Origin of the sequence: Actinoallomurus oryzae (genome assembly GCF_039541955.1) — a bacterium.
GTDB lineage: Bacteria > Actinomycetota > Actinomycetes > Streptosporangiales > Streptosporangiaceae > Actinoallomurus > Actinoallomurus oryzae.
In genome coordinates, this window is sequence record NZ_BAABHF010000016.1 from 227,366 (window position 1) to 252,888 (window position 25,523).

Consider the following 25,523-nt stretch of genomic DNA (forward strand, 5'->3'; position numbering starts at 1 on the left):
GGGTTGTCCCGAGTCGTGGGCATGGCGGGTGTGGTGACGGAGCCCGCAGGCGGAAATCGGGCGTTGTGCCGCGTTTCCGCCTGCTGGAGCGCCGTGTGCGAAGTCTCGTGCGCCGGTGGCTAGTCGGCCGCGTGCTCTCGCAGGTAACGGATCAGGCCGGCCACATCTTCGGGGACGAGTCGGCCGATGGCTCCGCTGGAGTACACGCTGACGATGATCTTGCCATCGCCGTCGAGTACGAAGCCCGTCGACTGCAGGTACTTCGGGTCCTGATTAACGAACGCGCCCGTCGCCTCGGCGATCTCGTCCGCGTCGGCGCTGTGCCCGATCGGGAAGGTGAGGCCGTGCCGGTCGGCCAAGGCCCGCGTTGTGGCCTCGTCCTCGACGGTGAGCGCGACGACCTTGGCGTCGAGTCCGGTGAGTGTGTCGAGGGCACGTTGGAAGGCGCGCAGTTGCGCATTGCAGTACGGGCACCAGTGCCCCCGGTAGAACAGGATGACGCCGAAGTGGCCGCGCAGGGCGTCAGGCAGTGCCAGTGAACCACCGTCCAGAGACGGGACCGTCAGCGACGGAAACCGGTCGCCCGGGTTGAGGAGCGGCATGTGAGGTGTCCTTTCGGTAGTGGTGCCGAATAGACGGTTAGCGCAGCCGGGGAGGGCCGGGCTTACCTGGAGATCCCGCCGAATCCGTTCGGCGTTCGCGTTTCGTAAGATCAATCGGCATCTGCCACCGTGGCGGGGGCCGATGCGAGCCGGTCCGGACCAGGCACCGTAGGCTCGGATCATGTCGCCATCGGAGCCGCCCGATAGCGCGGAACGCGAGCGCGCGCGCCCGCAGGCCGCGTACCGGGACTCGCGTGACTGGGTGAGCGCGTTGGCCGGTACGGGGTCGGTGCGTGAACAGGCGATCGCGGACCTCCACGCCCTGCTGTTGCGAGCCGCCCGGCGGGAGGCGCTCAGACGCCGGGCGGCCCTCGGCATCGACGGACCCGAACTCGACGACCTGGCCCACCAGGCCGCGGCGGACGCGCTGGTCGCGATCACCGCGAAGGTCCGCCAGTTCCGAGGAGACAGCCGGTTCACGACGTGGGCCTACAAGTTCGTCATACTCGAGGTGTCCAACAAGATCGGACGTCACTTCTGGCAGCGGCGGACATGGCCGATCGAGCAAGAGGACTGGGATCGGCTGCCTGACCGGTTCGGCCTCCGGCCGGAAGATCAGGCCGAGTGGCGGGACCTGGTCTCGGCACTGCGCCGCGCGGTGGATGAGGAACTGACCGAATACCAGCGCACGATCTTCTCGGCCCTCGTACTGGGCGGCGTGCCGGCGGACGCGTTGGCCGGCAAGCTGGGAACGACTCGCAACGCTCTCTACAAGGCCTTGTTCGACGCACGGCGTAAGATACGCGCGAACCTGGTCGCCAACGGGTATCTGACGCTCGACGAGGTGGAGCGATCATGAGCGACTGGTCATCTCTCGAGCGGTTCCTGCGAACGGATCCACTCGACGCGGGCTGCGCCGATACCTTCGATCTACTCGACCTCTACGTGGAAGAACGGCTCGCGGGCGGCGATCCCGAAGGACGCTTCCCCGGCGTCGCCGCCCACCTGCGGATCTGCGACCCCTGCGTGGACGACTACGAAGGTCTGCTCGCCGCCGTATCGACGAGATGATCCTGGACGATTGGGAGACCATTGCCGATTCGCATGACGCGTCCGGGATCCACCCCCTCCCCCGGCGATGGTGACCCCGGTCACGGCGACATTGTGCTCGTCGACGGGCGGACACTGTCATGCGCGGACGTTGTCGCGGTCGCCCGGCATGGCGCCGAGGTCGCTCTGGCGGCAGAGGTGACTCCGCGACTGACGCACGAGCGAGCCATCGTCGACGATGTCGTCGAACGTCAGATACCGGCCTACGGCGTGACGACGGGCCTGGGCAGCCGGTCGTCATATGCGCTGCCACGCGAGGAACTGGCCGAGTTCAGTGTTCGCACCGTCCGCGGCCGGGCCAACGCGGTCGGCGATCCGCTGCCGGCCGAGGTCGTGCGGGCCGCCATCCTCGCGCGGGTCAACGGTATGGCGGGCGGAGGAAGCGGCGTCCAGCCGGAGGTCGTCCGGCTACTTGTGAGCATGCTCAACGCGAGAGTGCACCCGGTCGTGCCGGAGGTGGGCTCCATCGGCTCCTCCGACCTGTCACAGATGGCCCATGTCGGTCTCGTCGCCATCGGCGAGGGCCACGCCGAGATGTCCGGAGAGGTCCTCGACGGTGCCACGGCACTACGACGCGCCGGCCTGAGTCCCGCCGATCTCGGCCCCAAGGACGGGCTGGTGCTGTGCGGTGCGAGCCCGCTCGCGGCGGGCCATGGCGCGCTCGCCGGCCACGACGCGATGATCACCCTGTCTCTGGCCCAGGCGGTCACCGCGCTCACCTTCGAGGGCTTCCGCGCCAACACCAGCCCGCTCGACCCGCGGGTGCAACGGATGCGGACGGCTCCCGGGCAGGCGCGCGCGGCGCGTGAACTGCTCGCCCTCCTCGATGGTGGTGAGCTCGTCGACCCACGCCGGGCGCGGCGGGTCCAGGACCCGGTCAGCCTACGCAGCGCGGCCCAGGTACACGGAGCGCTGTACGCGGCCCTCGGCTTCGCGACCGCCGCCATAGAACCGGAGCTCAACGGCTGCGGTGACAACCCGCTGGTGCTGCCCGACACCGGCGAGGTCCTGTCGTCCGGCAACTTCCACACCCCGGCGTTGGCCCTCGCCTTCGACACGCTCGCGCTTGCCCTGACCCAGACCGCGGCGATCTCCGCCGAACGCATGCAACGCCTGCTCAATCCGGTCATCAGCGGTCTGCCCGCGAACCTGTCGCCGTACGGCCTCGAGCGCTCAGGTCTGGCGCCGCTGGCGAAGACGGCACAGGCGCTCGTCGCCGAAATCCGCGTGTTGTCCACGCCGGTCTGCACGGACCCCCGATACGGCGCGGACGCGGTCGAAGACGATTCGACCAACGCCGCACTCGGAGCCCGGCGGCTGAGGAGACTTCTGGGCCGGCTACGCCATCTGCTCGCGCTGGAAGCGGTGGCCGCGGCACAGGCAGTGGACCTCGCGGCCCCGGCCGTGCTGGGACGCGGGCCTGAGTTCCTTTATCACGCGATCCGGGAGGTCGTCCCACGGCTCGACGACGACCGGCCGTGCGGAGCCGACGTGGAACGCGTGGTCCACGACGTCCTGGCCGCCACTACGGTGCAGGACACCATCCGTGCCCTGCTCATGGCGAACGGCTGAGCTTCGCGGGCACCACCGATGAGCGGCACTCGCTCCGCGGACGGCGACGGCCGCGGAGGCGAGGGCGCCGGTCCCGCGTCACCCGTTGTCCGGGGACACCTCCACGTACACCTTGATCGCGCCGGGCTCGCCGAGCGCCGCGAGGGCGTCGTCGTACCGGTCCAGGCCTGGGATCGGATGGGTGAGCAGGCGGGACAGCCAGCCGAGCGTGCGGGTCTCGGTGATGGCGAGGTCGCGGACTCCCTCCTCGAAGTGCTCCCGGCTCGCGTTCACCGTGCCGAACATCACCTTGTTCCCCAGCACGAAGTCCAGGTTGATCGCGTCGGACGGCACCTCGCTGCGCCGCATCCCGCCGGTGACGCTGGACAGGATCAGCACGCCATTCTTGGCGAGCAGCCCGCACATCGCGTCGAACACGATCGGGGAGTAGCCGGTCGCCTCGAACACCAGGTCGAACGCGCCACCTCGCGCGGCGACCTGCGCCAGTGAGGTCTCCCGGGTGCTGACGTATGAGGCACCGATCGCCTCGACCAGCTCGGAGTTGAGGTAAGGGGCCTGCTCCAGGCCGAAGGTGGTGACCTCAAGCCCCCGGTTTCGCAGGATCATGGTCGCGAGCAACCCGATCGTGCCGGCGCCCAGGACCGCAGCGCGGCGCGGGTGCCACACCTTCAGCCGGCGTTGGATGTCGTACGCCTGCAGGATGCCCTTCTCGGCCACGCTCGTGGGCTCCAGCAGTACCGCGACGTGCCGCAGGGCCGCGGGCACCGGGATGAGATAGCGGGGCTCCTCGACGTAGTACTCCCTCAAGAACCCGTGCACCCGGCTGATCCCGTGCTCGAAATAGGCCTCGTCGGTCGTCATGTCCGGGGTGTCGATGAGGTCGTACAGGCTGCCCCCGGCGCGTCGGACGCGGGCGACGACCAGGTCGCCGGGTCGTACCTCTTTCACCGCCGGGCCGACCTCCTCGACGACGCCGAGGCTCTCGTGACCGGTGATCAGGATGTCCTCGCCGTCCGGCGCAGTGCCGTACTCGCCGGCGTTGATCTCCTTGTCGGTGCCGTCCAGACCGACGCGTAGGACCCGGACGAGGACGCCGTGACCGTCCGGGACGTCGGTTACGGCGGGCTTGGGTACGTCCGTGACGTGGGCGCTGTCCGCCTTTCCGGGACATACGGCGATCGCCTTCATCTTCGGTCCTCCCTCCGTGAGCAGTGGTGACGACGGAGCCGCTGGACGCGGTCGCGGAGTGGGGTGTAGGCGCGGTTCAGGAACCGGCAGCGGTAAGCGTTGTCGTGCGGCGCCGCTGATCCGGCCCGGCGGCGAGTGGACGATCGCCGCCGCCGCCGCGGCCGCGGCCGGGCACCCGTCATGAGCCGTCGTGGGTCCTCGTCCGGCACCGCGCCGACGACCGGCGAGCCGGCCGCGAAGCCCGCGACGATCGCGCTGACGGCTGGCAGCAGGAGCACCGTGCCGGCGAACTCACGCCACCCGGCCATCGCCGTTCCCCCGGCCCGGGCCCACCGGCCCGCAGGCCCGTTCGGCCTCGTCGATCGCCCAGGCGGCGTTGACCAGCCCGATGTGGCTGAACGCCTGCGGGAAGTTGCCGAGCAACTCGCCGCGGTCCGGGTCGACCTCTTCCGACAGCAGGCCCACGTCATTGGCGTACGCGGCGGCCCGCTCGAACACCTCCCTGGCCCGGCCGACCTGCCCGGACAGGGCGAGCGCCTCTGCCAGCCAGAACGTGCACAGCAGGAAGGTCCCCTCCCCGTCGGTGAGACCATCGACACCGGTCACGGTGCGATAGCGGTAGACCAGGCCCCTTTCGTCAGTGAGCCGGTCCGCGACGGCGTCGATCGTGGACAGCGTCCGCGAGTCGCCGGCGGGCAGGAAGCCGACGATCGGCACCATGAGGGCGCTGGCGTCCAACTCGTCCGAGCCGAAGGCCTGCGTGAATGCCCCCACCCGGTCGTTCCAGCCCTCGCGCAGCAGGTTGTCGCGGATCTCGGCTCGGGTCCGCCGCCAGGACTCGACGCGGTGCTGCGCCCGCAGACGACCGGCGAGGGCGATGCCGCGGTCGAGCGCGACCCAGCACATGAGCTTGGAATACAGGAAGTGCTGCGGCTCCCCCCGCATCTCCCAGATGCCCTGGTCCTTCTCCGTCCAACGCTCGGCGGCGGTGTCCGCACAGGCGATGAGGAAGCGACGGACATCGTCGTCGATGTCGCCCATCTGCTGTTCGAGGCGCAGGGCCGCGTCGAGCAACTCGCCGTACACGTCGATCTGCCGCTGGTTCCACGCGCCGTTGCCGACGCGGACCGGGCGGCTGTCGCGCCAGCCGCGCAGGTGCGGCAGCGTACGCTCGCTCAGGTCATGCTCGCCGCAGACGCTGAACATGATCTGCAGTGCGCGGTCCGTGCCAAGGGACGGGGCGGCGGTGGTGAGGAAGGCGAAGAAGTCGTTCGCCTCGTCGGGACAGGCCGCGACCCACAGGGCGCCCATGGTCAGCGACGCGTCCCGTACCCAGCTGTACCGGTAGTCCCAGTTGCGCTCACCGCCGATCCCTTCGGGCAGCGACGTCGTCGCGGCCGCGACGATCGCCCCGCTGGGCTGGAAGGACAGCGCCTGCAGCACCCGTCCGCTGTGGTGCACCAAGTCCTGCCACGGGCCGTCGTAGGTCTGGTGGAGGCTGGACCATGACCGCCAGGCAACGATCGTGGCGTCCAGCCGGGCCGCCAGTTCCGCCTGATCCCACATCCGCGCGGGAGTCTCTTCCAGCGTCGAGCGGTGCATACCGAAGTGCCGTGTCTCGCCCATGCGCACCGTGAACACGCCGTATCCGGTGCTGTCGCCGATGTCGAGGGGCACCGGCGTCGTCAGCACGAGCCACTCGGCGCCGCCACGGGCGGTCACGCCGCCGCCGACGATGGACAGGATCGGGCAGATCAGACCGTATTCTGGCCGGGGCCGGTACTCGATCTCCATCGGCACCTCACCACCGAGGCCGGACACCCGCCGCACGAGCAGGTGCGGCACCCCGGCACCGAGCCGGTGACCGCCGTCGTCCGGGCCGGTCAGCAGGGCATCGGTGAGGACGACCGTGCCGCTCCCGGTACGGAAGGTGGTCTCCAGCACCATCGTCTGAGGTACATAACGCCGCGTCGTCTCGTAAGGGACGGACGGCCGGATCACCCAGTGCCCGGCATCGTCGTCCAACAGTCGGGCGAACACGGACGGGCCGTCGAACCGGGGGAAGCACAGCCACTCGACCGACCCGTCGCGGCCGATCAGACCGGCGGAATGACGATCGGACACCAACGCGAGGTCGGCTATGGGTGTGGTGCTCATCAGCGCTCCCGAGTGCGGAGACTCGGACACAGTGCAGGACCTGAGAAGGCGGCGATGTTACGCCCTGGGCCCGCCGCCACGGAGAAATCCCCCAGCCAGGCCGCCAGGCCATGCAACATGAGCTGGACACTATGCTACCTAAAGATCGTAACAGAGAGTAACGATATTCGCAATCGTCGCAGGTCGGGCCTGGTCGCGGCCACGAGCCGCCGCACCCGGCGCGCGAGCACGTCGCGGCGGGTCGACGCCAGATCGATCGCCGATGCGGTCCAGTGCGGTCGCGGGCACGTCCAGCACCGTCACGTCCTCGTTACAATATTCCGAAGAATGTTGGAATTAGCGGAGGCCGTCGCGCCGCGCACACCACCGGCGCCATCGGCCTTCCCCCCGACCAGCTCCCCGATCGGCTGCACGAAATACCGAGAGGGATGGAGGTCGTCGCCTACTGCCGGCCGCTACTGCGTCATGTCCCCGGACGCGGTTCGACTTCTGCGCTCTCACGGCTACGCCGCTCGCCCGATGAACGGCGGGCTACCCGAATGGCGCGGCGACGGGCTGCCCGTCGCTCCGCCCCAGGCCGCGTGAACGGGAGTTTCCATGAGCCATCACAACCATCCGATCTTCGCCCGCTGCTACGCCCGTACGAGCGGCCTGATGGAACGCGGCCTCGCGGAGTACCGTCGAACGCTGCTGCGTGATCTGTCCGGGCGGGCGATCGAGGTCGGCGCGGGGAACGGCATGAACTTCGCCTACTATCCGAGCACGGTCACCCAGGTCATCGCCGTCGAACCAGAACCACACCTGCGCCGCATCGCCGAGCAGAACGCCGCGAGCGCCACCACGCCGATAACGGTGATCGACGGACTCGCCGCCGCCCTCCCCACCGAGGACAACAGTTGCGACGCGGCCGTCGCCTCCCTGGTACTGTGCAGCGTCCCAGACCCGGACCTCGCGCTCGCCGAGATGTTCCGTGTCGTCAAACCCGGCGGCCACCTACGGTTCCTCGAACACGTGCGATCACCCAGGCCCCTGCGACAGCGTGCGCAAAAGGCGCTGGACGCCACGGTGTTCCCGTTCCTGGCGGGCGGCTGCCACTGCGGCCGCGACACCACCACGGCGATCGAACGCGCGGGATTCGTGATCCAGCAGATCGACCGGCTCAGCACCGCCGACACCGGGCTACCGTTCCCCGTATCACCACAGATCCTCGGTACCGCCGCCCGACCGCCGATCCCAGCCGACCTCGGATGAGGCCTTCCACCGTCGGTACGACGCTGGAGTGGCGGCGACCGGTGTGGCTTGTTCAAGTTGGCGGGGTCACGCGCACAGGGCGCTGTCGATGGCGGCTTGCAGGTGGTTGATCTGCCCGTCGGTCTCTGGCAGTCGGGTGACGGCGACGGTTGCGGCGCGGCCGTCGTCGGTGGCGGCGTCACTGGAGTGGTAGCCGTCGATGTCGCCGCCGTGGCCCCAGGCCAGGCCGCCACAGCTCAACGGGGTGCTGATCAGGCCGAGCCCGTACCGGGCGCCGGGCCACAGGCCGGGGGCGTCGACGGTTTTGCGCATCTCGTTCAGCTGCGCGGGCTTGAGCAGCCGGCCGCCCAGTAGCGCGGAGAGGAACCGGTCGACGTCACTCGGCGTCGCGACCATCTGGCCCGCGGCCCAGCCCCACGAGGGGTCCAGCTCGGTGACGTCGGTGAGCGGCTGGTCCGGCTTGTCCCGCGTGTAGCCGTGGGGGTGCCGCTCGTGGATGGTCTGGTCGCCGACATTCGGGAAGTAGGTGTGGCGCAGCCCGGCCCGGTCGATCACCCGCTGGGTGATCTCCTCCACCAGCGGTCGGCTCGTGATCTTCTCGATGAGCAGCCCGAGGACGACGTAGTTCGTGTTGCTGTACTCCCACTTGGTGCCCGGCTCGAAGTCGGCCTTCCGCGCCAGGGCCATGTCAAGCAGCTCACGCGGCTCGAAGTAGGTGTGCTGGAAGGGCAGGAATCCGTTGGCCAGGAAGTTCGTGTAGTTCGGCAGTCCGCTGGTGTGCTGGAGAAGCTGCCGTACGGTGATGTGCCGACCGTCGATGCCGTTACCGCGGATGAGCTTGGGCAGGTACGTCTCGATCGGCCGGTCGAGGCCGACCTTGCCCTCACCGACGAGCTGCAGCACGACCACGGACGTGAAGGTCTTGGTGTTGCTCCCGATCCGCACCTGCCCGTCCACCGGCACCTTCGCCCGCGTCGTCAGGTCGCTGACCCCGGCCGTGTAGTTACGGACACGCCCACTCCGATCGCGCACGGCGGCCAGGGCGGCGGGAAACCCGTCATCGCGCACCAGCCCGTCCAGGCGTTGCTGCACGGGATCGGCCGGCGGACGGAGCCGCGAGGTGAGGGCGTCGGCGACGGAGTCGGGGCCGGGCGTCACCAGGCTGCCCAGTACCGCGAGACCACCCATGGCGGCGACGGCGGCGATACGGCGGCGGAAGCGATGATTTCTCATGCCGGAAACGCTAGGCACGGGACGCACCACAATCGATGGTGCAGCGGGGTCAGTTCACGGTGTAGCAGCCTGTACCTCTCCGGGGCGCCATGAGCACCACTACGAGGCGCCGGGGCGGCGCCCGTTGCCGGGCGGCGAGTCGACGCGGAGCACCCGCAGCTGCACCATCATGGCGAAGCGCTGGTCGGGATCGCCGAGATCGCACTGCCCGATCTCGGCGACCCGTCGGAGCCGGTACCGGAAGGTGTTCTGGTGGACGGCGACCGATTCGGAAGCCACGACGACGTCACCGAACGCGTCCAGCCAGGCGCGGAGTGTCTGGACGAGGTTGGCACGGTGCCGACGGTCGTAGTCGATCAGCCGTGCCAACGCTCCCGTCGGCTCCTCACTCCGGGCCGTGGCGAGGTCGCGCAGCTCCGAGACCAGTGCTTCGCCCTGCAGTTCGTCGAAGCGGCCGATCCGCCGATGGATGCGTCCGTCGCGGAGCACCCGCAGGACCCGGTCGACACAGGAGCGGCTGTGGGCCACTTCCGACAGGTCGAGTGCCACCGGGCCCACCGCGGTGATCGGCGGCAGCCGGTCCCCCACCCGATCCAGGAAGTCCTGGAGGATCCGCACCGCGCGTGTCTCCGCCTTCTCCGCGGCTCCGGTCATGGGCACCAGCCCGTAGGTGACCGCACCGATCGCCGCCGCCGTGGAACGGGGGTGGACCGCGGACAGGTGCAGGGCGAACGCGTCGCTGAGCGACTGCCGATCGTGGACCACGGCCGCGCTGTCGGAGTGGTCGTAGCGCCGGCCTCGTTCGTCGAGAGCCACGCCGAGCACCAGCAGCGGCTGACCCGACAAACCGAGCCGCTCGAGCGCCTCACCTGCACCGACGCCGCCCTCCAGCGCGGTGCTCAGCAGGTCGGCCCGCATCCGCCGCTGCACGTCGGCGCCGGCACGGACCCTGAGCATGTGCAGTGCGACCAGCTTGGCCGCTTCTCGCAGCGCCTCGTTGCGCTCGTCGCTGAGAGGGGCGGGTACCGCTGCCCAGATGGAACCGAGCACCTCGTCACCCGCGCGTACGGAGATGGCGATGCGTGGCAGCGTGAAGCCGCCCATCCTGTCGGAGATGGGGTCGATGAAGACGATTTGGTCGCTGCGGAGCAGATCCCGGAAGACTCCGCGCTCGTGCAGGACCCGCGCGTACCGCTCCGGCACCTGCCGGCCGAGGATGGTCTCGACGCGGGAAGGGTCGGCCTCGTCCTGGCGGCCGGAGAAGGCGAGCACGCGGGAGTTGCGGTCCTCGATGGTGATCGGTGCGTCGAGAAGCGCCGCGATCGCGTTGGCGACCGCGAAAAGGTCACCCGCGGGCAGTCCGCCAAGCGACTCCTCCTCGGCGGACCCCCCGCCCGCACCCTGGTTGAGCAGAGAACGGAGCATCTCGCTGAGGTGGCCCCACGGGGCCCCGCGGCGCAGGCCGAGCACGGCGACCGAGGCTTCGTCGGCGGCGGCCCGTACCTCGTCGGTGAGCGGGAACGGCGCACGGAGGACGAGTGCGGCCGCGTTCTGGTGCCCCAGCGTGCGCAGGAGAGCGGCGACGTGACCGGGAGCCTCCACGCCGATACCGAGCACCAGCGCGTGGGGCGGCAGTACGGGCTGATCGAGCGGGTCGTGAAAGACGACAGCGCTGATCTCTCCGGGACGGTCGGGGTCGCCGTGCACGAGCTCGAGCAGAGTCGCGCCCAGGTCATCGACGACCCGTCCGAGATTCGCGCGGGGACGCGCGGTGCCGCCGTGCTGCACGGTCTCACGGTAGACGCGCCCCACGCCGTCAACTAGCCGAATCCGCCAGATGAGGCTGCTTTTTGTCGTGTTCGACCATTCACGCGGTGAGCCACTCGGCCGCGGTGGTGACCTCGGCGAGCCGGTCCGGCACCGGCACCAGGCCGAGCCCCGGGCCGGTGGGCACCTCGAGGTGACCGTCGTCGAGCACGAACGGCTCGGTGATGTCCGAGGCGTAGTACCGCCCGGACGCCGAGGTGTCGCCGGGCAAGGTGAACCCTGGCATGGCGGCGAGCGCGACGTTGGCGGCCCGGCCGAGCCCGGTCTCCAGCATTCCGCCACACCACACCGGTACGCCGTGTGCCACGCAGACGTCGTGGATCCGACGGGCCTCGAGGTACCCGCCGACCCGCCCGGGTTTGATGTTCACCACCTGGCAGGCGCCCAGCCGGATCGCGGCCGCGGCGTCGCGGGCCGAGGCGATGGACTCGTCCAGGCAGACCGGCGTCCGGATCTGCCGGGCCAGCTCCACGTGGCCGAGCACGTCCTCCTCGTCGAGGGGCTGCTCGATCAACAGGAGGTCGAAGGGATCCAGCCGGGCCAGCTGTCGCGCATCGGCCAGGGTGTAGGCCGTGTTGGCGTCCACCTGGAGCAGGAGGTCGTCGCCGTACCGCTCGCGGACGGCGCGAACCGGCTCGAGGTCCCAGCCGGGCTCGATCTTGAGCTTGATGCGGACGTAGCCCTCGGCGAGGTAGCCCCCGACGGCTTCGAGGAGCTCGGGGATGCTGTCCATGATCCCGACCGAGACGCCGCACGGGACCCGTTCGCGTACGGCACCGAGCTCGCGGCCGAACGAGCGGCCCTCGGCGCGTAGTTCGGCGTCCAGTACGGCCATCTCGAGCGCCGCCTTGGCCATGCGGTGGCCCTTGAACGGCGCGAGGACCTCGGCGACGGAGTGAGCCGAAGGCGGCCCAGCGGCCAGCACTGCCGGGACGAGGAACCGGCGCAGCACGTCCTCGGCCGCGTCGACGTACTCGGAGGAGTAGAGAGGGCTGGTCATCGCCACGCACTCGCCCCAGCCTTCGACGTCGTCCGCCGTCACGCGCACGAGCAGGATGTCGCGGGCGGTCTGGGTTCCGAACGACGTGCGGAACGGCGCGACCAGGGGCATGGAGATGCGTCGCAGTTCGACGCCGGTGAGTTTCATGATTCCCTCCGTACGATGTACCAGCCGGTGCGGTCGAAGCCGTCGATCCGGCCACCGCGTCCGGTCAGGTCGGTGAGCGCCTCGCGCACGGCGAGCCGCCAGCGCCGGGCCAGCCCTGGTTCGGTGGCGCGGAGCGCCGCGATGTCCCGGGGCACCGCGACGAGTGAGGTGGCACCGTCGAGCCTGCCGGGTACCGGGCTGCCGTCCTCGGCGATGCCCAGTGCGAGGACGGCGCCCGCCCTCAGCTCGTCTTCGGCCACCTCACCGACGCCGCCCCCGAGGCTGGCGAGGGCCACCGCGCGGTCGCGGAGTCGCCAGCGGATCAGGAGCCGGTCGGACTCGCCGTCGCTGTTGATGGCGTCCACCATCGGGCCATAGAAGTTCGGCAGGTACTCGACCGGTCGCGCGGCCAGCTTCACGAGGTTGAAGTAGGCGTTCCTGGCCACCAACGGGTCGAACGTCCAGGCGATCTCGGAGACATCGCGAAGCAGTGCCCATGCCCGCTGGTGCAGTTTGAGCGCGAAGCCGACACTGCGACCGGTGGCGGCCGTGGAGACACCGGCGATGTGGCTGTGCAGAGCGCCGCCCGCCGGAGCGAAGAAGCCCACGCAGGCGCCGACCAGACGGTCGCCGTCGAACGCGCCGGCCACATAGTTACCGGCCTTGGTGAAGGCGCGCAGCAGTTCGATGGTCACCGGCGGGTTCGCGGAGCGGCCCCAGATGGTGGCGAACAGGCTGACCACACCGGTGAGCTCGGCGATGTCGGTGAGCTCGCGCACCGAGACGCCGGCCGCCCGGGCCGCGGCCTCCGCGGCCCGCGCCGCGTGGTCCAGTACCGGCTCCGCGGCCGCGGCGCTGATATCGGTCACGGGGCCTCCTTCGCGGTCATGGCGTTCCTGCTCCTCAGCTCGTCGGGGGTCGTCACGGTCGTGCCGTGGCGGACGTGGCGAGCGGGTCCGGCGAGCCCGCCAGCAGCTGTTCGACCAGCGCGCGCACCAGCGCGGTCCGCGCGGGCATCTCTTCGACCAGTACATGTTCGTCGGCGGCGTGCGCGCCGCCGCCGACCGCGCCGAGGCCGTCCAGGGTGGGCGTGCCGACGCCGGCGGTGAGGTTCCCGTCGGACGCGCCGCCGACCGCGGCCCGAGCGGGCTCGGGCAGTCCCCGGTCGGTGGCGATCCGGCACAGCAACGCGTAGAGCGGCGCCGAGGCCGCCGCCTCGAGCGGAGGGCGGCTCGGGCCGGCGGTCGTCTCGACGCGGGCACCGGGCACCGTGGCCCGCAGAGCACGGATCGCCCGGTCGACCCGTTCCTGTTCCGCGACGGTCCTGGCCCGTACGTCGACGGCGAAGGCCCCCTCGGCCGGGACGGTGTTGGTGGTGGTGCCGGCACGGGCGAGGGTCGGCGTGACCGTGGTGCCGGCCGTCCGGTCGGCGAGCTCGCTGACGGCCAGCACCTGGTGGGCCAGCTCCAGGGTGGCGTTCACGCCACGATGCGGTTCGAGCCCCGCGTGGGCGGCGCGCCCGGCGACGCGCACCTCGTACTGTGCGGCACCCTTGCGCTCGGTCTTGATGGCGCCGCCGTCGGCGGACGCCTCGAATACCAGGGCGGCCGTCGCCGCCCTGGCCTCCCGCTCGATCAGTTCGCGGGAGCTGGGCGAGCCGATCTCCTCGTCGCCGGTCACGAGCAGGGTGACGCCGTCGAGACCGGCGGCCGCGTGGAACGCCATGACCAGGCCGGCTTTCATGTCGAAACAGCCGGGTCCGCGCAGGATCCCGTCCTCGACGGTGCACGGGTGGTCGGTCAGCGTCCCGAGCGGCCAGACCGTGTCGTGGTGGCCGAGCAGCAGCACCCGTGACGGGCTGGCGCCGAGCCGCCAGCGCAGATGCGTCCGGCCGTCCAGCACGATCTGCTCGGGCGCGACGCCGAGGCGTGCGGCGCCGACCCGGGCGACGACCTCGGCCGAGCGTGCGACGGCCGCCAGGTCGGTGGAGGGTGACTCGCACTCGATGAGGGCGCGTGCGTCGGCGAGCAGGTCGCGAAGGGCGGCCGTCATCGATCCACCCTCGGGGTGGCGCGTACGCCGAAGTGCACGTATCGCTCACCGGCCGGCAGCTCGTAGAACGTGACCGGCGCCCAGGTCTCCGCCTCGGGCGGCTTGACGGCGAACAGCGCCGGACCGACCGGGACCAACGGGTGCTCCTCGACCGGGTCGGGCACCAGCTCGGCGAGCGGGCCGGTGATGGTGGTGCGGAGCAGTGGTCCCTCCGGGCCGTTCTCGACCTCCATCCGGACGCCGGTCCTCTCGTAGACGCCGACGTAGGGTGCCACGTCGGCGGTCACCGGTTCGGGCGGCGGCGCGAACGGCTCCGGCATCGTGATGCCGGCGACCTCGCCGAAGATCTCCCGGTACAGGTCCTCGTAGAGGTCGCGGGCGTGGCCGCCGTTGGTGAGCAGGGCGACGGCGAGCCCCTGCTCGGGCAGCACCCGCAGGAAGGCCGCCTGGCCGAGAGTGTTGCCGTCGTGGCCGATCAGACGGTGCCCGTCCCAGCCGAACCGGATCCAGCCGAGCCCCCACGAGTCGCCGAGGACGTGCTTGTCGGGTAGGTCGGCCTGGTGCGCGGCCATGGCGGCGGCACTCTCCGCGCTGAGGATACGCGTGCCGTCGGGCGCGAGCCCGCCGGTCAAGTGCAGGCGCGCGAACGCCAGCACCTCGGCGACGGTCGAGGTGATCAGCCCGGCCGGGCCGATCGAGCGGGGCAGCATCCAGGCGGGCGCCGTGTCGAGCCTGCCGTCGCGCTCCTCGTGACCGACCGCGGCGGAGAAGAGCAGCGCCTCCTCCGGCAGGGTCACCGTGTGCGTCAAGCCCAGCGGCGTGTACAGCCGGTCGCGTAGCGCTTGGTCCCAGGTCTGCCCGGTGACCTTCTCGATCACCCGGCCCAGCAGCGCGTAGCCGGAGTTGCAGTAGGAGAAGGTCGCGCCCAGCGGGTGGTTCTGCCCGGCCCCGCCGAGAACGTCGACGTACTTCTCCAGGCAGTCGTCGCCGCGGCCGGTGTCGGTGAAGACATCGCCGTCGATGCCGCTGGTGTGGGTGAGCAGGTGCCGCACCGTGACCGACTTCGTGACCTCGGGGGTGGCGAGCCGCAGCTCGGGCAGAACCTCGGCGACCGGAGTGTCCAGTGCGAGCAACCCCTCGTCGACCAGGGCCATCGCCACGGTCGCGGTCCAGACCTTGGTGATCGAGCCGATCTGGAACAGCGAGTCGGTGGCGACCGGTGCGCCGGTGCGGACGTGGAGGACGCCGTGTGCGGCCTCGACCAGCTCGTCGTCGTTCGACCCGATGCGGAGGATGCCGAGCTGTGCGCCGGGCACGTCGTGCCGTTCGGCGAGCCGGGCCAGCCGCCGCTGCCAGTGGGCGCCGTCGATGCGAGCCCGGCCCGCCCGCCCGGTGTGCTGTTCGAGCCAGTCCAGCACACGGTGATTGAAGTCGAGCCGCTGCGAGGGCGGGCCGAGGAGGATGAAGACGTGCGAGGCATCCGGGTAGACGACCAGCCGGGTCGGGACGCCTCGCTCGCGAAGCGCGGTGTGCCACTGCTGAGCCTGCCCGAGCGGGCAGGTCAGGTCGGCGGCACCGTGCAGCAGCAGGGTCGGCGTGCGGACGTCGGCCACTCGGGTGAGCGGTGACATGGCGGCGTACTCCGCGGGCTTCTGCCACGGGGTGCCGCCGAGTTCGTGGACGCTGAGGAAGTGGCAGTCGTCGCTGGAGCCGCCCATGCTCACCAGGTCGCTGACCGTGCCGCCGGCGACGGCCACCGCGAACCGGTCGTCGTGGCCGGTCAGCCAGCAGGTCATGAAGCCGCCGTAGCTGTAGCCCGCCACCGCGAGCCGGTCGGGGTCCGCGAACCCCTCGGCGACGAGCCGGTCGAGCGGCTCGAGGAAATCGGCCGCGTCCGCGACGCCCCAGCCACCGCGGACCCCGTCGTAGAACGCCTCGCCGTATCCGTCGCTGCCGCGCGGATTGACCAGCAGCACCGCCCAGCCGCGGTCGACCAGCTCCTGGTGGTAAAGGTGGATTTCGTCCGCGGCCGCGTTCCACGCGTTGTGCGGGCCGCCGTGCACGTCGAGGAGTACCGGCCGCGGGCCGCTGCGCGCGGGGTCGTGCATCAGCCAGGCCTGCACCTCGGTGCCGTCGGAGATGGTGAACCACCGCTCCTCGCGGGGGTACAGGTCCACGTCGGCGAGTGCGGCGCCATGGTCGGTCAGCACGGTTTCGACCCCGGTCACCAGGTCCACGACCGCGATCTCGCCGAATGACGTGGGGGTGGTGAGCGCGACCGTGGCGCGGCCCCCGCCGACCGACAGCCCCGAAACGACGCGGCCGGGCCCGGCCACGACCGGGCGCGCGTCATCGCCGTCGGTCGTGACCGACCACAGGTGGGTGCAGCCGTGGTCACGGACGCAGAAATAGATCCGGCCCTCGTGCTCGTGCGGCAGGCCGCCGGGATAGGCGGGAGCGCCGGGCATCACGTTGCGGTCGAGCGGGTCCGACAGGTCGGTGACCTCGCCGCCGACGGTGGCGACCCGGTACAGGTGGGCGTGCCCGACCGGGTCGCCGGACCAGCCGACCACGAGCAGCGCCGAGCCGTCGGCGGCCCAGCCAACGGTGGCGGCCACCCCGTCGGCGAAGGCGAGCACGCGTGGCCGGGCGTGCGGTGTGCCCACCTCCAGCAGATGCACGGGGGTGCGGTAGCGCAGGTCGCTGTCGGCGCCGGCCCCGCGGGTGAAGGCGAGGACGGTGCCGTCGGGCGACCATGCCGGGGTACCGGCGCTCTCCGGCCCGTCGGTGACCTGCCGGACCTCACGGCCGTCCAGGTCGAGGACGTGCAGTTGCCGGCGCACCGGGCCGTACATCCCTTCCCCGTCGGCCTGGTAGTCGAGGCCGTCGGAGACCATCGGTCCCCGCGTGCCGCCGGTCGGGTCGACCCGCGCGGTGAAGGCGAGGCGGCGGCCGTCGGGGCTCCAGTACGGAGCCCCGGCCCCGAGCGGCAGGTCGGTCACCTGTTCGGGCTCCCCTCCCCCGGTGTCGAGCACGGCGAGCTGCCCGTCGCGGAGGAAGGCGAGCCGGCGGCCGTCCGGCGACCAGGCCGGCGCGGTGTCGGCCGGACCGGAGGTGAGGCGGCGGGGCGCGCCGCCGGCGGCGCCGACCAGCCAGAGCTGATCGACGGTGCGGTCGCCGGCCGCGTCCAGGGTCCGCAGCACGTACGCGATCCGGCTTCCGTCCGGCGACAGCGCCGGAAGCGATGGCACCGCCAGGTCGGTGAGGTCCTCGATGCGCAGTCGTCGGCTCATGAGTGCTCCTTCGTCGGAGGAGTGACCAGGGGCGCCGTGTTCATTGATGCACTCGCTTCGCTCGCTCATGGCCTGCTCCTTCGTGTCGTTCGCCCGGGTACGGCGGCGAGCAGTTCGCGGGTGAAGTCGTGACCGGGCTCGGTGAGCACGCGTGCCGTCGGTCCCTGCTCGACGAGCCGGCCGTGCCGCATGACCGCGACGTGCGAGGCGACGTAGCGGACGACCGCGAGGTTGTGGGAGATGAACAGCATCGCCAGGCCGAGCTCACGCTGGAGCTCACGGACGAGGTTGAGCACGGCGCCCTGGACCGAGACGTCCAGGGCGGAGGTGATCTCGTCAGCGATGATCACGCGGGGACGTGCCGCGAGTGCCCGCGCCAGCGCGACCCGCTGCCGCTGGCCGCCGGACAGGCGGGACGGGACGACGCCGGCGCAGGCCGGGTTCAGGTGCACCAGTTCGAGCAGCCGCTCGACCTCGGCTCGCCGGTCGGCGCGTGAGCCGCCCGGCGGGATCGCCTCGGCCACGCATCGGCCGACCGTCATCCGCGGGTCGAGCGACGAGTAGGGGTCCTGGAAGACCATCTGCAGCGGACGCGGCCGGCCTCGGGCCGGGACCGGCGCGCCACCGAGGGTGATCCGGCCGCGGCTGAGCGGAGCCAGGCCGACGGCGGCCCGGGCCAGCGTGGACTTGCCGGAGCCGGACTCGCCGACGAGCCCGACCACCGCCCCCTCCGGCACCGTCAGGCTGACCCCGTCGACGGCGGTCGTCCGGCCGTAGCGGACCGTGACATCGTCAAAGCACAGCTCACTCATGAGTCCTCCTTCGTCGAAGGAGAGACCAGGCACGCGTGTTCTTCGATTCGCTCGCTTCGCTCACTCATGAGCCCTCCTTCGTCGGAGGAGTGACCGGACACGCGTGTTCTTCGATTCGCTCGCTTCGCTCACTCATGAGCCCTCCTTCGTCGAAGGAGTGACCGGGCACGCGCGCTTGCCGATTCGCTCGCTCATGGCGACTCCACCAGTTCGTCGATGATCCGGTCGTCCGGTGGGGCCGGCAACGGCTCGCCCGCGTGCCAGCAGGCCACGCGATGGCGTGGCGAGCCCGCCGGGTCGGCGACCAGCGGCGGGTCCTCGGCCTGGCAGCGGGCGTCGGCGAGCGGGCACCGGGCGGCGTAGGCACAGCCGGCCGGCACGTCGGCCGGGTCGACCGGGCGGCCGGGGATCGTCGCGAGCGGCTCGTCGGGGTCCGTGTTCATGTCGGGCACCGCGTCGACCAGCGCCCGGGTGTAGGGGTGCCGGGCGGCGGCCAGATCGGCGGCCGGCAGGTCCTCGGCGATCCGGCCGGCGTACATCACCAGGATCCGGTCGCAGACCTCGCCGACGACCGTGACGTCGTGGCTGATCAGGATCAGCGCGACGTCGTCCGCCTCGCGGATCTCGGCGAGAAGGTCCAGCACCTGCTGCTGCACGGTGACGTCGAGGGCGGTGGTCGGCTCGTCCGCGACGATCAGCGCCGGGGCGCCCATCAGTCCCATGCCGATCATCGCTCGCTGACGCATCCCGCCGGAGAACTCGTGGGGATACTGGCGGACACGCGTGTCCGCGTCCGGGATCCGCACCGCGGTCAGCCGGTCGGCGGCGCGGGCCACCGCTTCCCGGCGGCTCATGCCCTGGTGATGCGTTGCCACTTCCGCCAGCTGGGCACCGATGCGGCGGGTGGGGTTGAACGCGGTCATCGGGTCCTGGAAGACCATGGCCAGCGTGGTGCCCAGCATCCGGCGCCGAACCGGGGTGTCCGGCGCCAGCAGATCGTTCCCGAGGAATTCGAGCCGGGAGGCGTCGACGTGGCCCTGGTCGGCGAGCAGCCGGGTGATCGCCAGTGCGGTCATGGACTTGCCGGACCCCGACTCCCCCACGATGCCGACCGCCTCGCCGCGGCGTACGTCGAAGGACACCCCGCGGACCGGCCGTACCGGACCCGAAGGCCCGGACACGGTGACCTCGAGGTCGCGGACGTCGAGCACCACATCGGACGACCGGTCCCCGGGATCCTCGCCGTCGCCCGTACGCTCCGGGCCGCTCGCCGACCCGGCGCGTCGGGGGACCACGACGCGCAGGCCGACGCCGACGGGGATGCCGAGCCCCTTGGCGACCGACTCGCCGAAGAGGTTGAACGCCAGCCCGGCCAGCAGCACCGCCGCCCCGGGGGCGAGCGCCGCCGCCGCGTTCGCGTAGATCGTGCCGATGCCGTCGTAGAGCAGGCGGCCCCAGTCGTAGGAGGGCGACTGGACGCCGAGGCCGAGGAACGACAATCCGGCGAAGGACAGCAGTGCGGTGCCGGCGCCGATGGTGGCGTTGATGACCAGCGGCTCGGCGATATTGGGCAGCACGTGGCGGACCAGGATCCGGAACCGGCCGACCCCCACCGTGCGCGCGGCCGCGACGTAGTCCCGCGCGGCGACCCCGGCAACGAGCGTCTGAGTGAGGCGCCCGAACGCCGGAGCACCCGCGAGCCCGATGGCCAGGACCGCACCGGTGGCGCCGACACCGAAAACGACCGCGAAGAACAGTGCCAGCAGCAACCCCGGGAACGCGACGGCGATGTTCACCCCGGCCGACACCAGCCGACCGGACCGGCGGCCGAGCACGAACGGTGCCGACCCGAGCAGCAACCCGACGACCACCGTGATCACGATGGCGAGCAGCGCGAGCGAGATCGACAGCCGGGACGCGACGAGGACCCGCAGGAGGATGTCCCGGCCCAGGTTGTCCGTTCCCGCCCAGTGTTCGGCGGACGGCTGGGCCAAGATGGCGTCGGTGTCGACGGAGTCGGCGCCGGAGCCCCACAGAACCGGTCCGAGGACGGCCAGCGCGACGACCGCCACCATGAGCACCGTCGCCGTGAGGCCCAGCGGCGTGCGGACGACCCGCGTCCAGCGTCCTTGCATCCGTCAGTCCTCCCGGATCTTCGAGCGGGGATCGAGCAGGGCGAGGGCGACGTCGACGACGAGATTGATGATCAGCACGCCGACGCCGTACACGAGGACGATCGCCTGCACCACCGGGTAGTCCTTGGTGAGGATGGACCGCACGATCGTGCTGCCGAGACCTGGCCAGGCGAAGACGTTCTCGACCAGGACGGTGCCGGCGACCAGCGCGCTCAGCAGAAGCCCGCCGACCGTCAGCGCGGCGGTGACGGCGTTGGGCAGAGCGTGGCCCACGTAGATCGCCCGGGCGGGCAGGCGCTTGGCCCGGGCGGTGCGAACGAAGTCCGCCTCCAGCACTCGGACCATCTCGACGCGGACGATGCGGGCGAGGATCGCCGTCGGCCCGATCGCCAACGAGAACACCGGCAGCACGTACGCCGACGCGGTGTCGTCACCGGCGACGGGCAGCCACCCGAGCTGGATCCCGAAGACGTAGACCAGTGCGACACCGATCAGGAAGTCCGGAATGGTCGCCACGATGATGCTGGTCGTGGTGAAGGCGAGTTCGGTCCGCCGCCCGTGACCACGCCGGGTCAGCACACCCATGACGACGCCCAGCGGGATCGCCAGGACCACGGCGGCCAGGAACGCGAGCACGGCCAGGAAGAGCGTGGCGGGCAGCCGCTGGGCGACCACGTCGGAGACCGGCAGCCGGGAGGCGAGCGAGATGCCGAGGTCTCCGGTGACCAGCCCCTTCAGATAGTGCAGGTACTGGATGAGGATCGGATCGTCCAGGCCCAGGGCGTGCCGGCGAGCCTCGACCAGGTCCGCCGGCGCGGTGGGGCCGAGCGCTCCACGCACCGGGTCCCCGGGGATGAGGTGGATCATCGCGAAGGACGCCGTCACCAGAACCCACAACGAGACCAGCAGCCGCCCCAGGCGCCGGACGCCGAACCGTACCCACGGAAGAGCCCAGAACCGCGGTCGCGCCGGGTCCGCGGACGGGCTCGGGGCGGTCAAGGTCACCGACATGTCCCCTGCCACCCTTCGCTACTTCGCCAGCATGCGGATGCTGGTCGGGATGAGCTGGCCGGGGGTCTGGAACTCCGCTGCCTTGCCGAACGTGCGCACGACCTTGCCGGCGAACGGTACGACGTCCGCCTTGGCGATCAAGCCGGACTCCGCGGCGAGCCAGTCGCGGCAGCCGGCCACGCCCTGGATCTTCATCGCCGACTTCACCGCCGCGTCGTAGTCCGGGTCGGAGATCGCGGCGAAGTTGTTCCCCTGCGGCGCCGCCGGCCCGGAGAGGAAGGGCACGAGCTGGTCCGGGCTGTTGACGTTGACCGAGGCCCAGGCGACGTCCCAGTCTCCGGCGCCGAAGAGGGCGCTGGTCAACGTCGTCTCGTTCTGGCTGTGCGCGGTGGCCTCCACGCCGATCGCCTTCCACTGCCTCACCGCCAGTTCGGCCGCGGCGTCGCCGCCACTGCCGCTGTTGTTCTGGTAGAGGAAGGTCAGTTTCAGGGGCTTGCCGCCCTTGGTGCGCCTGCCGTCGCCTCCCTTGGTCCAGCCCGCTTGGTCGAGCAGGGCGCCCGCCGCCTGGGGGTCACCGGCCGGCAGAGCGTGGGAGACCGAGTCGCCGGGACAGGCGACCGGCTCGTTCGCGGCCAGCGTGGTCGCCGCGGTGCCGTGGCCCGACGTGAGCACCTTCTGCAACTGGCCGAGGTCGAGTGCCTGAGTCAGTGCCTTCCGGACCCTGGGGTCGCCGGTCACCCGGCCGGCGCGGTGGTTGTACCACTGCTCTCCGACGAGAGCCGGGGTCTTGGCGGCGTACAGGCCCGCCTTCTCCAGGCGGTCCGCATCGGGCCCGGCGACCTGAGCGGCGTTCAGCCCGCCCGAGAGCAGCAGGTTCGCCGCGGTGGTCTCGTTCTCGACCACCTTGATCACGACGGTCTTCGGCAGTCCCTTGGTCGCGGTCGTCGCACCGTTCGGACCCCACGTGTATCCGTCGCGGATCGTGTACGTGTAGTGGTCACCCGGCGCGGCCTCGACCAGCTTGTAGGGTCCGGTGCCGGCCGTCGCGGTCTTCAGCGAGGACCGTCTGGCCATGCCGCCCGGACAGACGATCGGCAACCCGGACAGTCCGTTGAGGACGAAGGGGGCCGGCCGGGCCAGCGTGAGCGTCACCACGCGGGTGGCGTCGTCGCCCTTCGCCGTGGTGCCGGCGGGGAGGAAGGTCCCCAGGAAGGGACTCTTGTTCTTCGGATCGGCGACGAAGTTGAGGTTGTTCGCCACGGCGGAGGCGGTGAGGCGAGTGCCGTCGGAACAGGTGATGCCGTCGGCCAGCGTCAGCGTGACGGACTTTGGCTGGACCTGCCAGCTCTTGGCCAACGCCGACTGGATCTCGCCGGTCCTGCCGTCGACGCTGACCAACGAGTCGTAGGCGAACTGGGTGACGGTGAAGAGAGAGGTGCCCGCGCCCATCTGCGGGTCCAGGCCGCCGGGGTCGGAGGAGAGCCCGAGGGTGAAGGTGCCGCCGTCGACGATCTCGGCCTTCCCGCTGCGGTTCGAGGCGCCCCCGCAGCCGGCGAGCGCGGCTGCGGCCAGAGCGAGACAAACGCCGTAAGTGCCTACAGTGGTCGGCTTCATGGCTGTTCTGTACCTTCTCGTGACGGGGTTCGGTAGTCAGGCGCCGGCGCGGCGGACCGCGCGGCCGAGGTGCAGATACAGCGCGTGGCCGGTGCCGTCGTCGCCCACGAACGCGTGCGGCATGTGCATGCCGCGATCGGCCTGGATCGGAATCAGCATGTCGTCGCGGTAGTGGACGAGTTCACTGCGCTCGGCCCGCCCGCCCATCTCCTCGAAGGCACCCTTGGGAGTCTGCTGGATCCAGATCCGCTGATCGTCGTCCTGGCTGACGGTGAGGTCGAAGACCTGAGCCGAGTAGGTGCCGACGTACCGCTCGGCGTCGATCCGCCGGGGCTCGGCGGGCGGGACGGGGAGGGCGGGCAGACCGACGCCGGTGAGTTCGCCGAGGACGTGGCCGACGACGTCGCGGTAGAGCGAGACGGCGTCGCCGCCGTTGGTCAGGAGTGCGACGGCCACCCCCGCCTCGGGGACCATCCGCAGGAAGGCGGCCTGCCCGATGGTGTTGCCGTCGTGGCCGATGATGGTGCCGGCCGGCGTGTCGAACCGTTCGAAACCGAGGCCCCACGACGTTCCCATGAGCCCCAGCTCGGGCAGGTCGACCTGCCGGTCGTGCATCCAGGCGGCGGTCCCGGAGGCCAGCACCCGGGTGCCGTCGGCCGCCCGGCCGTCCTCGAGATGCATCCGCGCGAAGGCGACCAGGTCGCGGGGCCGCATCGCGAACATCGAACCGGCCGGGGCGTTCGACCGCGCCATGGCCCACATCGGCGCCGGCACGTAACCGGCACCCGGCTCCATCTCGATGTGGCCCATCGCGGCACGGAACATGATCGCCTCATAGGGACTGGTGGCGGTGTGCGTGAGCCCCAGCGGCGCGATGAGGTGTTCACGCAGGCACGCGTCGTACGGCTGCCCGCGCAGCACCTCGACGAGCCGGCCGAGCACGCAGTAGCCGGCGTTGTTGTACGAGAACTGTTCGCCGGGCGGGAACAGCTGCGGCACCTCGTACAGGGTCGCGACGTACTTCTCGAGACAGTCGTCGCCCACCCCGGTGTCGGTGAAGATGTCCCCCTCGAACCCTGCCGTGTGGTTGAGGAGCTGCCGGACGGTGATCTGCGCGGACGCCTCGTCGTCGGCGACGCGGAACTCCGTCAGGTAGGTACGCACCGGCCGGTCGAGGTCGATCTTGCCCTCGTCGGCCAGCTGCATGACCAGCGTGCTGGTCCAGAGCTTGGTGACCGACCCGATCTGGAAGACCGAATCCGCGGTCGCCTCCACCCCGGTCGCCTTGCTGAGCAACCCGGCCGCTCCGTCGGCCACCTGGTCGCCCTGCGCGACGGCCCACCCCGCGCCCGGAACATCGTGCTCCTCGAGCAACAGGGGGAGCCGCTCATCAAGCCACGCCTGAATGTCGTCAAGGTTGCCCATGCGTGGTGATGCTAGGCACAATGCCACACGAAAAGTTCGTCGTCGCCGACAACTTCACAACGTGCCCACTGGTCGTATCCGACCAGATTCGGCACCGAACGCGCCCGGCAGGCACGCTGTGGAGCCCTGCCGCGCGAGGATAGGGTGCGAACGTGGAATCTCCCTGGCGCGTGACCCGCCCCCGCAATCCGTCCGTACGCTGATGGTCGAGTCGGCATCCCCGGAGCGAGCACGTCCGGTCCTGTCCTTGCTCGATCGCGCCGAGGCGGACGACCCGGGCAAGGTCACACTGGCCGAGCAGCGTCCGGCGCGCTCGGAGGTCGCGAGCCTGCTGGCCGTCGAGGTCGGAGCAGCACTGGTCCTGCGGCAGCGAGTGATCGTCCGAGAGGACACCGAGAACACACCGATCGTTTTCGTCAGCCTCTGGCTGAGGCCGGAACTCGCGCTGGCCACGGGTCTGGATCGGGTGGAACCGCTCGACAAGAGCCTGCGTGAACTCACAGCCTCCGCCGGGCAGTCCCTCCGGAACGTCACCGAACGCCTGACGTCACGCCTGCCGACGAGCGCGGAGTCCGCCGGGCTCGCCATCTCACGGCGCGCCCCGGTGCTCGGCCTGCTCGCCACGGTCATGGATGCCTCCGACCGGCCGGTCCTCGCCCTCGACCTGGCGTTCCCCGGCGACCTCCACCAGGTCATCGACTCCTACGCCGTCTGACCCGCGACCTCGTAGGCGGTCAGTGATCGGCCGACGGGCCGGCCCAGGGAACATCCGTGGGTCCGTCGTGAGGCATGTTCTGGACCATCGAGTCCCGTCATCCCGCGAGTCGGCGAAGGGAGTCAAGTCGCTGCCCCCGCAGTTGCGGGCACCCCGGGGGGCCTGTAGTCGATACAAATGGGACTATATAGTCTTGACTCAGGCAACGGACGGTGTACCTTTTTGTGGTCTTGCCCCCTGGCTGCGCCCGCTGCGGCCTGGCTGACCGGATGAGAGCCGCCGCCTCCTCGATGCGTATCCCAGAGTCATTTTGGACGGTGTTGACCTGTTGTCCGTGGATGCAGAGTTTTCCTTGCTCGGACCCACAAGCGTCCGCATG

At 70.8% G+C, this 25,523-nt stretch carries 20 protein-coding genes; 5 read left to right on the forward strand and 15 right to left on the reverse strand.

Features of this window, described 5'->3' with window-relative positions; translation table 11 throughout:
- Positions 1-119: 119 nt before the first annotated feature.
- Positions 120-602: a peroxiredoxin family protein gene (locus ABEA10_RS11710; protein ID WP_345461605.1), complete on the reverse strand. Its 483-nt coding sequence runs from the start codon at positions 600-602 to the stop codon at positions 120-122.
- 181 nt (positions 603-783) lie between these two features.
- On the opposite strand from ABEA10_RS11710, the gene ABEA10_RS11715 reads away from it, so the two are divergent.
- From ABEA10_RS11715 to ABEA10_RS11725, 3 genes are read left to right on the forward strand one after another with little or no spacing between them, the layout of a single operon-like run.
- A complete protein-coding gene (locus ABEA10_RS11715) occupies positions 784-1,461 on the forward strand; it encodes an RNA polymerase sigma factor (RefSeq protein WP_345461608.1) in 678 nt (225 codons plus the stop codon).
- Positions 1,458-1,673: a hypothetical protein gene (locus tag ABEA10_RS11720; RefSeq protein ID WP_345461611.1), complete on the forward strand. Its 216-nt coding sequence runs from the start codon at positions 1,458-1,460 to the stop codon at positions 1,671-1,673. Before ABEA10_RS11715 ends, ABEA10_RS11720 begins: the two co-directional genes overlap by 4 nt.
- 33 nt (positions 1,674-1,706) lie before the next feature.
- Positions 1,707-3,284 (forward strand): HAL/PAL/TAL family ammonia-lyase, encoded by a 1,578-nt coding sequence (locus tag ABEA10_RS11725; RefSeq protein WP_345461614.1) that lies wholly within the window; start codon positions 1,707-1,709, stop codon positions 3,282-3,284.
- A gap of 78 nt (positions 3,285-3,362) precedes the next feature.
- Here ABEA10_RS11725 and ABEA10_RS11730 read toward each other — a convergent pair whose 3' ends face one another.
- From ABEA10_RS11730 to ABEA10_RS11740, 3 genes are read right to left on the reverse strand one after another with little or no spacing between them, the layout of a single operon-like run.
- Positions 3,363-4,472 carry a glucose 1-dehydrogenase gene (locus ABEA10_RS11730; protein WP_345461617.1) on the reverse strand — a complete coding sequence of 370 codons (1,110 nt, stop codon included), beginning with the start codon at positions 4,470-4,472 and terminating at the stop codon, positions 3,363-3,365.
- Positions 4,469-4,780, reverse strand: coding sequence for a hypothetical protein (locus tag ABEA10_RS11735; RefSeq protein ID WP_345461620.1), 312 nt, complete (start codon positions 4,778-4,780; stop codon positions 4,469-4,471). The genes ABEA10_RS11730 and ABEA10_RS11735 overlap by 4 nt, the downstream gene beginning before the upstream one ends.
- Positions 4,764-6,629 carry a glycoside hydrolase family 15 protein gene (locus ABEA10_RS11740; RefSeq protein WP_345461623.1) on the reverse strand — a complete coding sequence of 622 codons (1,866 nt, stop codon included), beginning with the start codon at positions 6,627-6,629 and terminating at the stop codon, positions 4,764-4,766. Before ABEA10_RS11740 ends, ABEA10_RS11735 begins: the two co-directional genes overlap by 17 nt.
- A gap of 597 nt (positions 6,630-7,226) precedes the next feature.
- Between ABEA10_RS11740 and ABEA10_RS11745 the strand changes: the two genes are divergently transcribed.
- Positions 7,227-7,880 (forward strand): class I SAM-dependent methyltransferase, encoded by a 654-nt coding sequence (locus tag ABEA10_RS11745; RefSeq protein ID WP_345461626.1) that lies wholly within the window; start codon positions 7,227-7,229, stop codon positions 7,878-7,880.
- Between the two features lie 66 nt (positions 7,881-7,946).
- Here ABEA10_RS11745 and ABEA10_RS11750 read toward each other — a convergent pair whose 3' ends face one another.
- The 11 genes from ABEA10_RS11750 to ABEA10_RS11800 form a co-directional block, all read right to left on the reverse strand.
- On the reverse strand, positions 7,947-9,113 hold the full coding sequence (locus tag ABEA10_RS11750; RefSeq protein ID WP_345461629.1) for a serine hydrolase domain-containing protein: 1,167 nt from the start codon (positions 9,111-9,113) through the stop codon (positions 7,947-7,949).
- Positions 9,114-9,212: 99 nt separating this feature from the next.
- A complete protein-coding gene (locus ABEA10_RS11755; RefSeq protein ID WP_345461632.1) occupies positions 9,213-10,925 on the reverse strand; it encodes a PucR family transcriptional regulator in 1,713 nt (570 codons plus the stop codon).
- 55 nt (positions 10,926-10,980) lie between these two features.
- Positions 10,981-12,087, reverse strand: a complete 1,107-nt coding sequence (menC, locus tag ABEA10_RS11760) for an o-succinylbenzoate synthase (RefSeq protein WP_345461635.1) — start codon at positions 12,085-12,087, stop codon at positions 10,981-10,983.
- A complete protein-coding gene (locus ABEA10_RS11765; RefSeq protein ID WP_345461638.1) occupies positions 12,084-12,956 on the reverse strand; it encodes a GNAT family N-acetyltransferase in 873 nt (290 codons plus the stop codon). The genes menC and ABEA10_RS11765 overlap by 4 nt, the downstream gene beginning before the upstream one ends.
- Positions 12,957-13,008: 52 nt before the next feature.
- Positions 13,009-14,139: a M20/M25/M40 family metallo-hydrolase gene (locus ABEA10_RS11770; protein WP_345461641.1), complete on the reverse strand. Its 1,131-nt coding sequence runs from the start codon at positions 14,137-14,139 to the stop codon at positions 13,009-13,011.
- The gene (locus ABEA10_RS11775) at positions 14,136-17,432 is read right to left on the reverse strand and encodes a serine hydrolase (protein WP_345461644.1); all 3,297 of its coding nucleotides are present in this window, start codon (positions 17,430-17,432) and stop codon (positions 14,136-14,138) included. Before ABEA10_RS11775 ends, ABEA10_RS11770 begins: the two co-directional genes overlap by 4 nt.
- A gap of 65 nt (positions 17,433-17,497) precedes the next feature.
- Positions 17,498-18,244 (reverse strand): ABC transporter ATP-binding protein, encoded by a 747-nt coding sequence (locus ABEA10_RS11780; RefSeq protein WP_345461647.1) that lies wholly within the window; start codon positions 18,242-18,244, stop codon positions 17,498-17,500.
- 191 nt (positions 18,245-18,435) lie between these two features.
- Positions 18,436-20,379 carry a dipeptide/oligopeptide/nickel ABC transporter permease/ATP-binding protein gene (locus ABEA10_RS11785; RefSeq protein ID WP_345461650.1) on the reverse strand — a complete coding sequence of 648 codons (1,944 nt, stop codon included), beginning with the start codon at positions 20,377-20,379 and terminating at the stop codon, positions 18,436-18,438.
- A gap of 3 nt (positions 20,380-20,382) precedes the next feature.
- Positions 20,383-21,390, reverse strand: coding sequence for an ABC transporter permease (locus tag ABEA10_RS11790; protein WP_345461653.1), 1,008 nt, complete (start codon positions 21,388-21,390; stop codon positions 20,383-20,385).
- An 18-nt stretch (positions 21,391-21,408) separates the two neighbouring features.
- Complete coding sequence (locus ABEA10_RS11795) at positions 21,409-23,004, reverse strand: ABC transporter substrate-binding protein (protein ID WP_345461656.1); 1,596 nt, start codon at positions 23,002-23,004, stop codon at positions 21,409-21,411.
- Positions 23,005-23,040: 36 nt separating this feature from the next.
- The gene (locus tag ABEA10_RS11800; RefSeq protein WP_345461659.1) at positions 23,041-24,429 is read right to left on the reverse strand and encodes a serine hydrolase domain-containing protein; all 1,389 of its coding nucleotides are present in this window, start codon (positions 24,427-24,429) and stop codon (positions 23,041-23,043) included.
- A 247-nt stretch (positions 24,430-24,676) separates the two neighbouring features.
- Here ABEA10_RS11800 and ABEA10_RS11805 point away from each other — a divergent pair, with 247 nt between their 5' ends.
- Positions 24,677-25,144: a UTRA domain-containing protein gene (locus tag ABEA10_RS11805; RefSeq protein ID WP_345461662.1), complete on the forward strand. Its 468-nt coding sequence runs from the start codon at positions 24,677-24,679 to the stop codon at positions 25,142-25,144.
- Positions 25,145-25,523 lie beyond the last annotated feature (379 nt).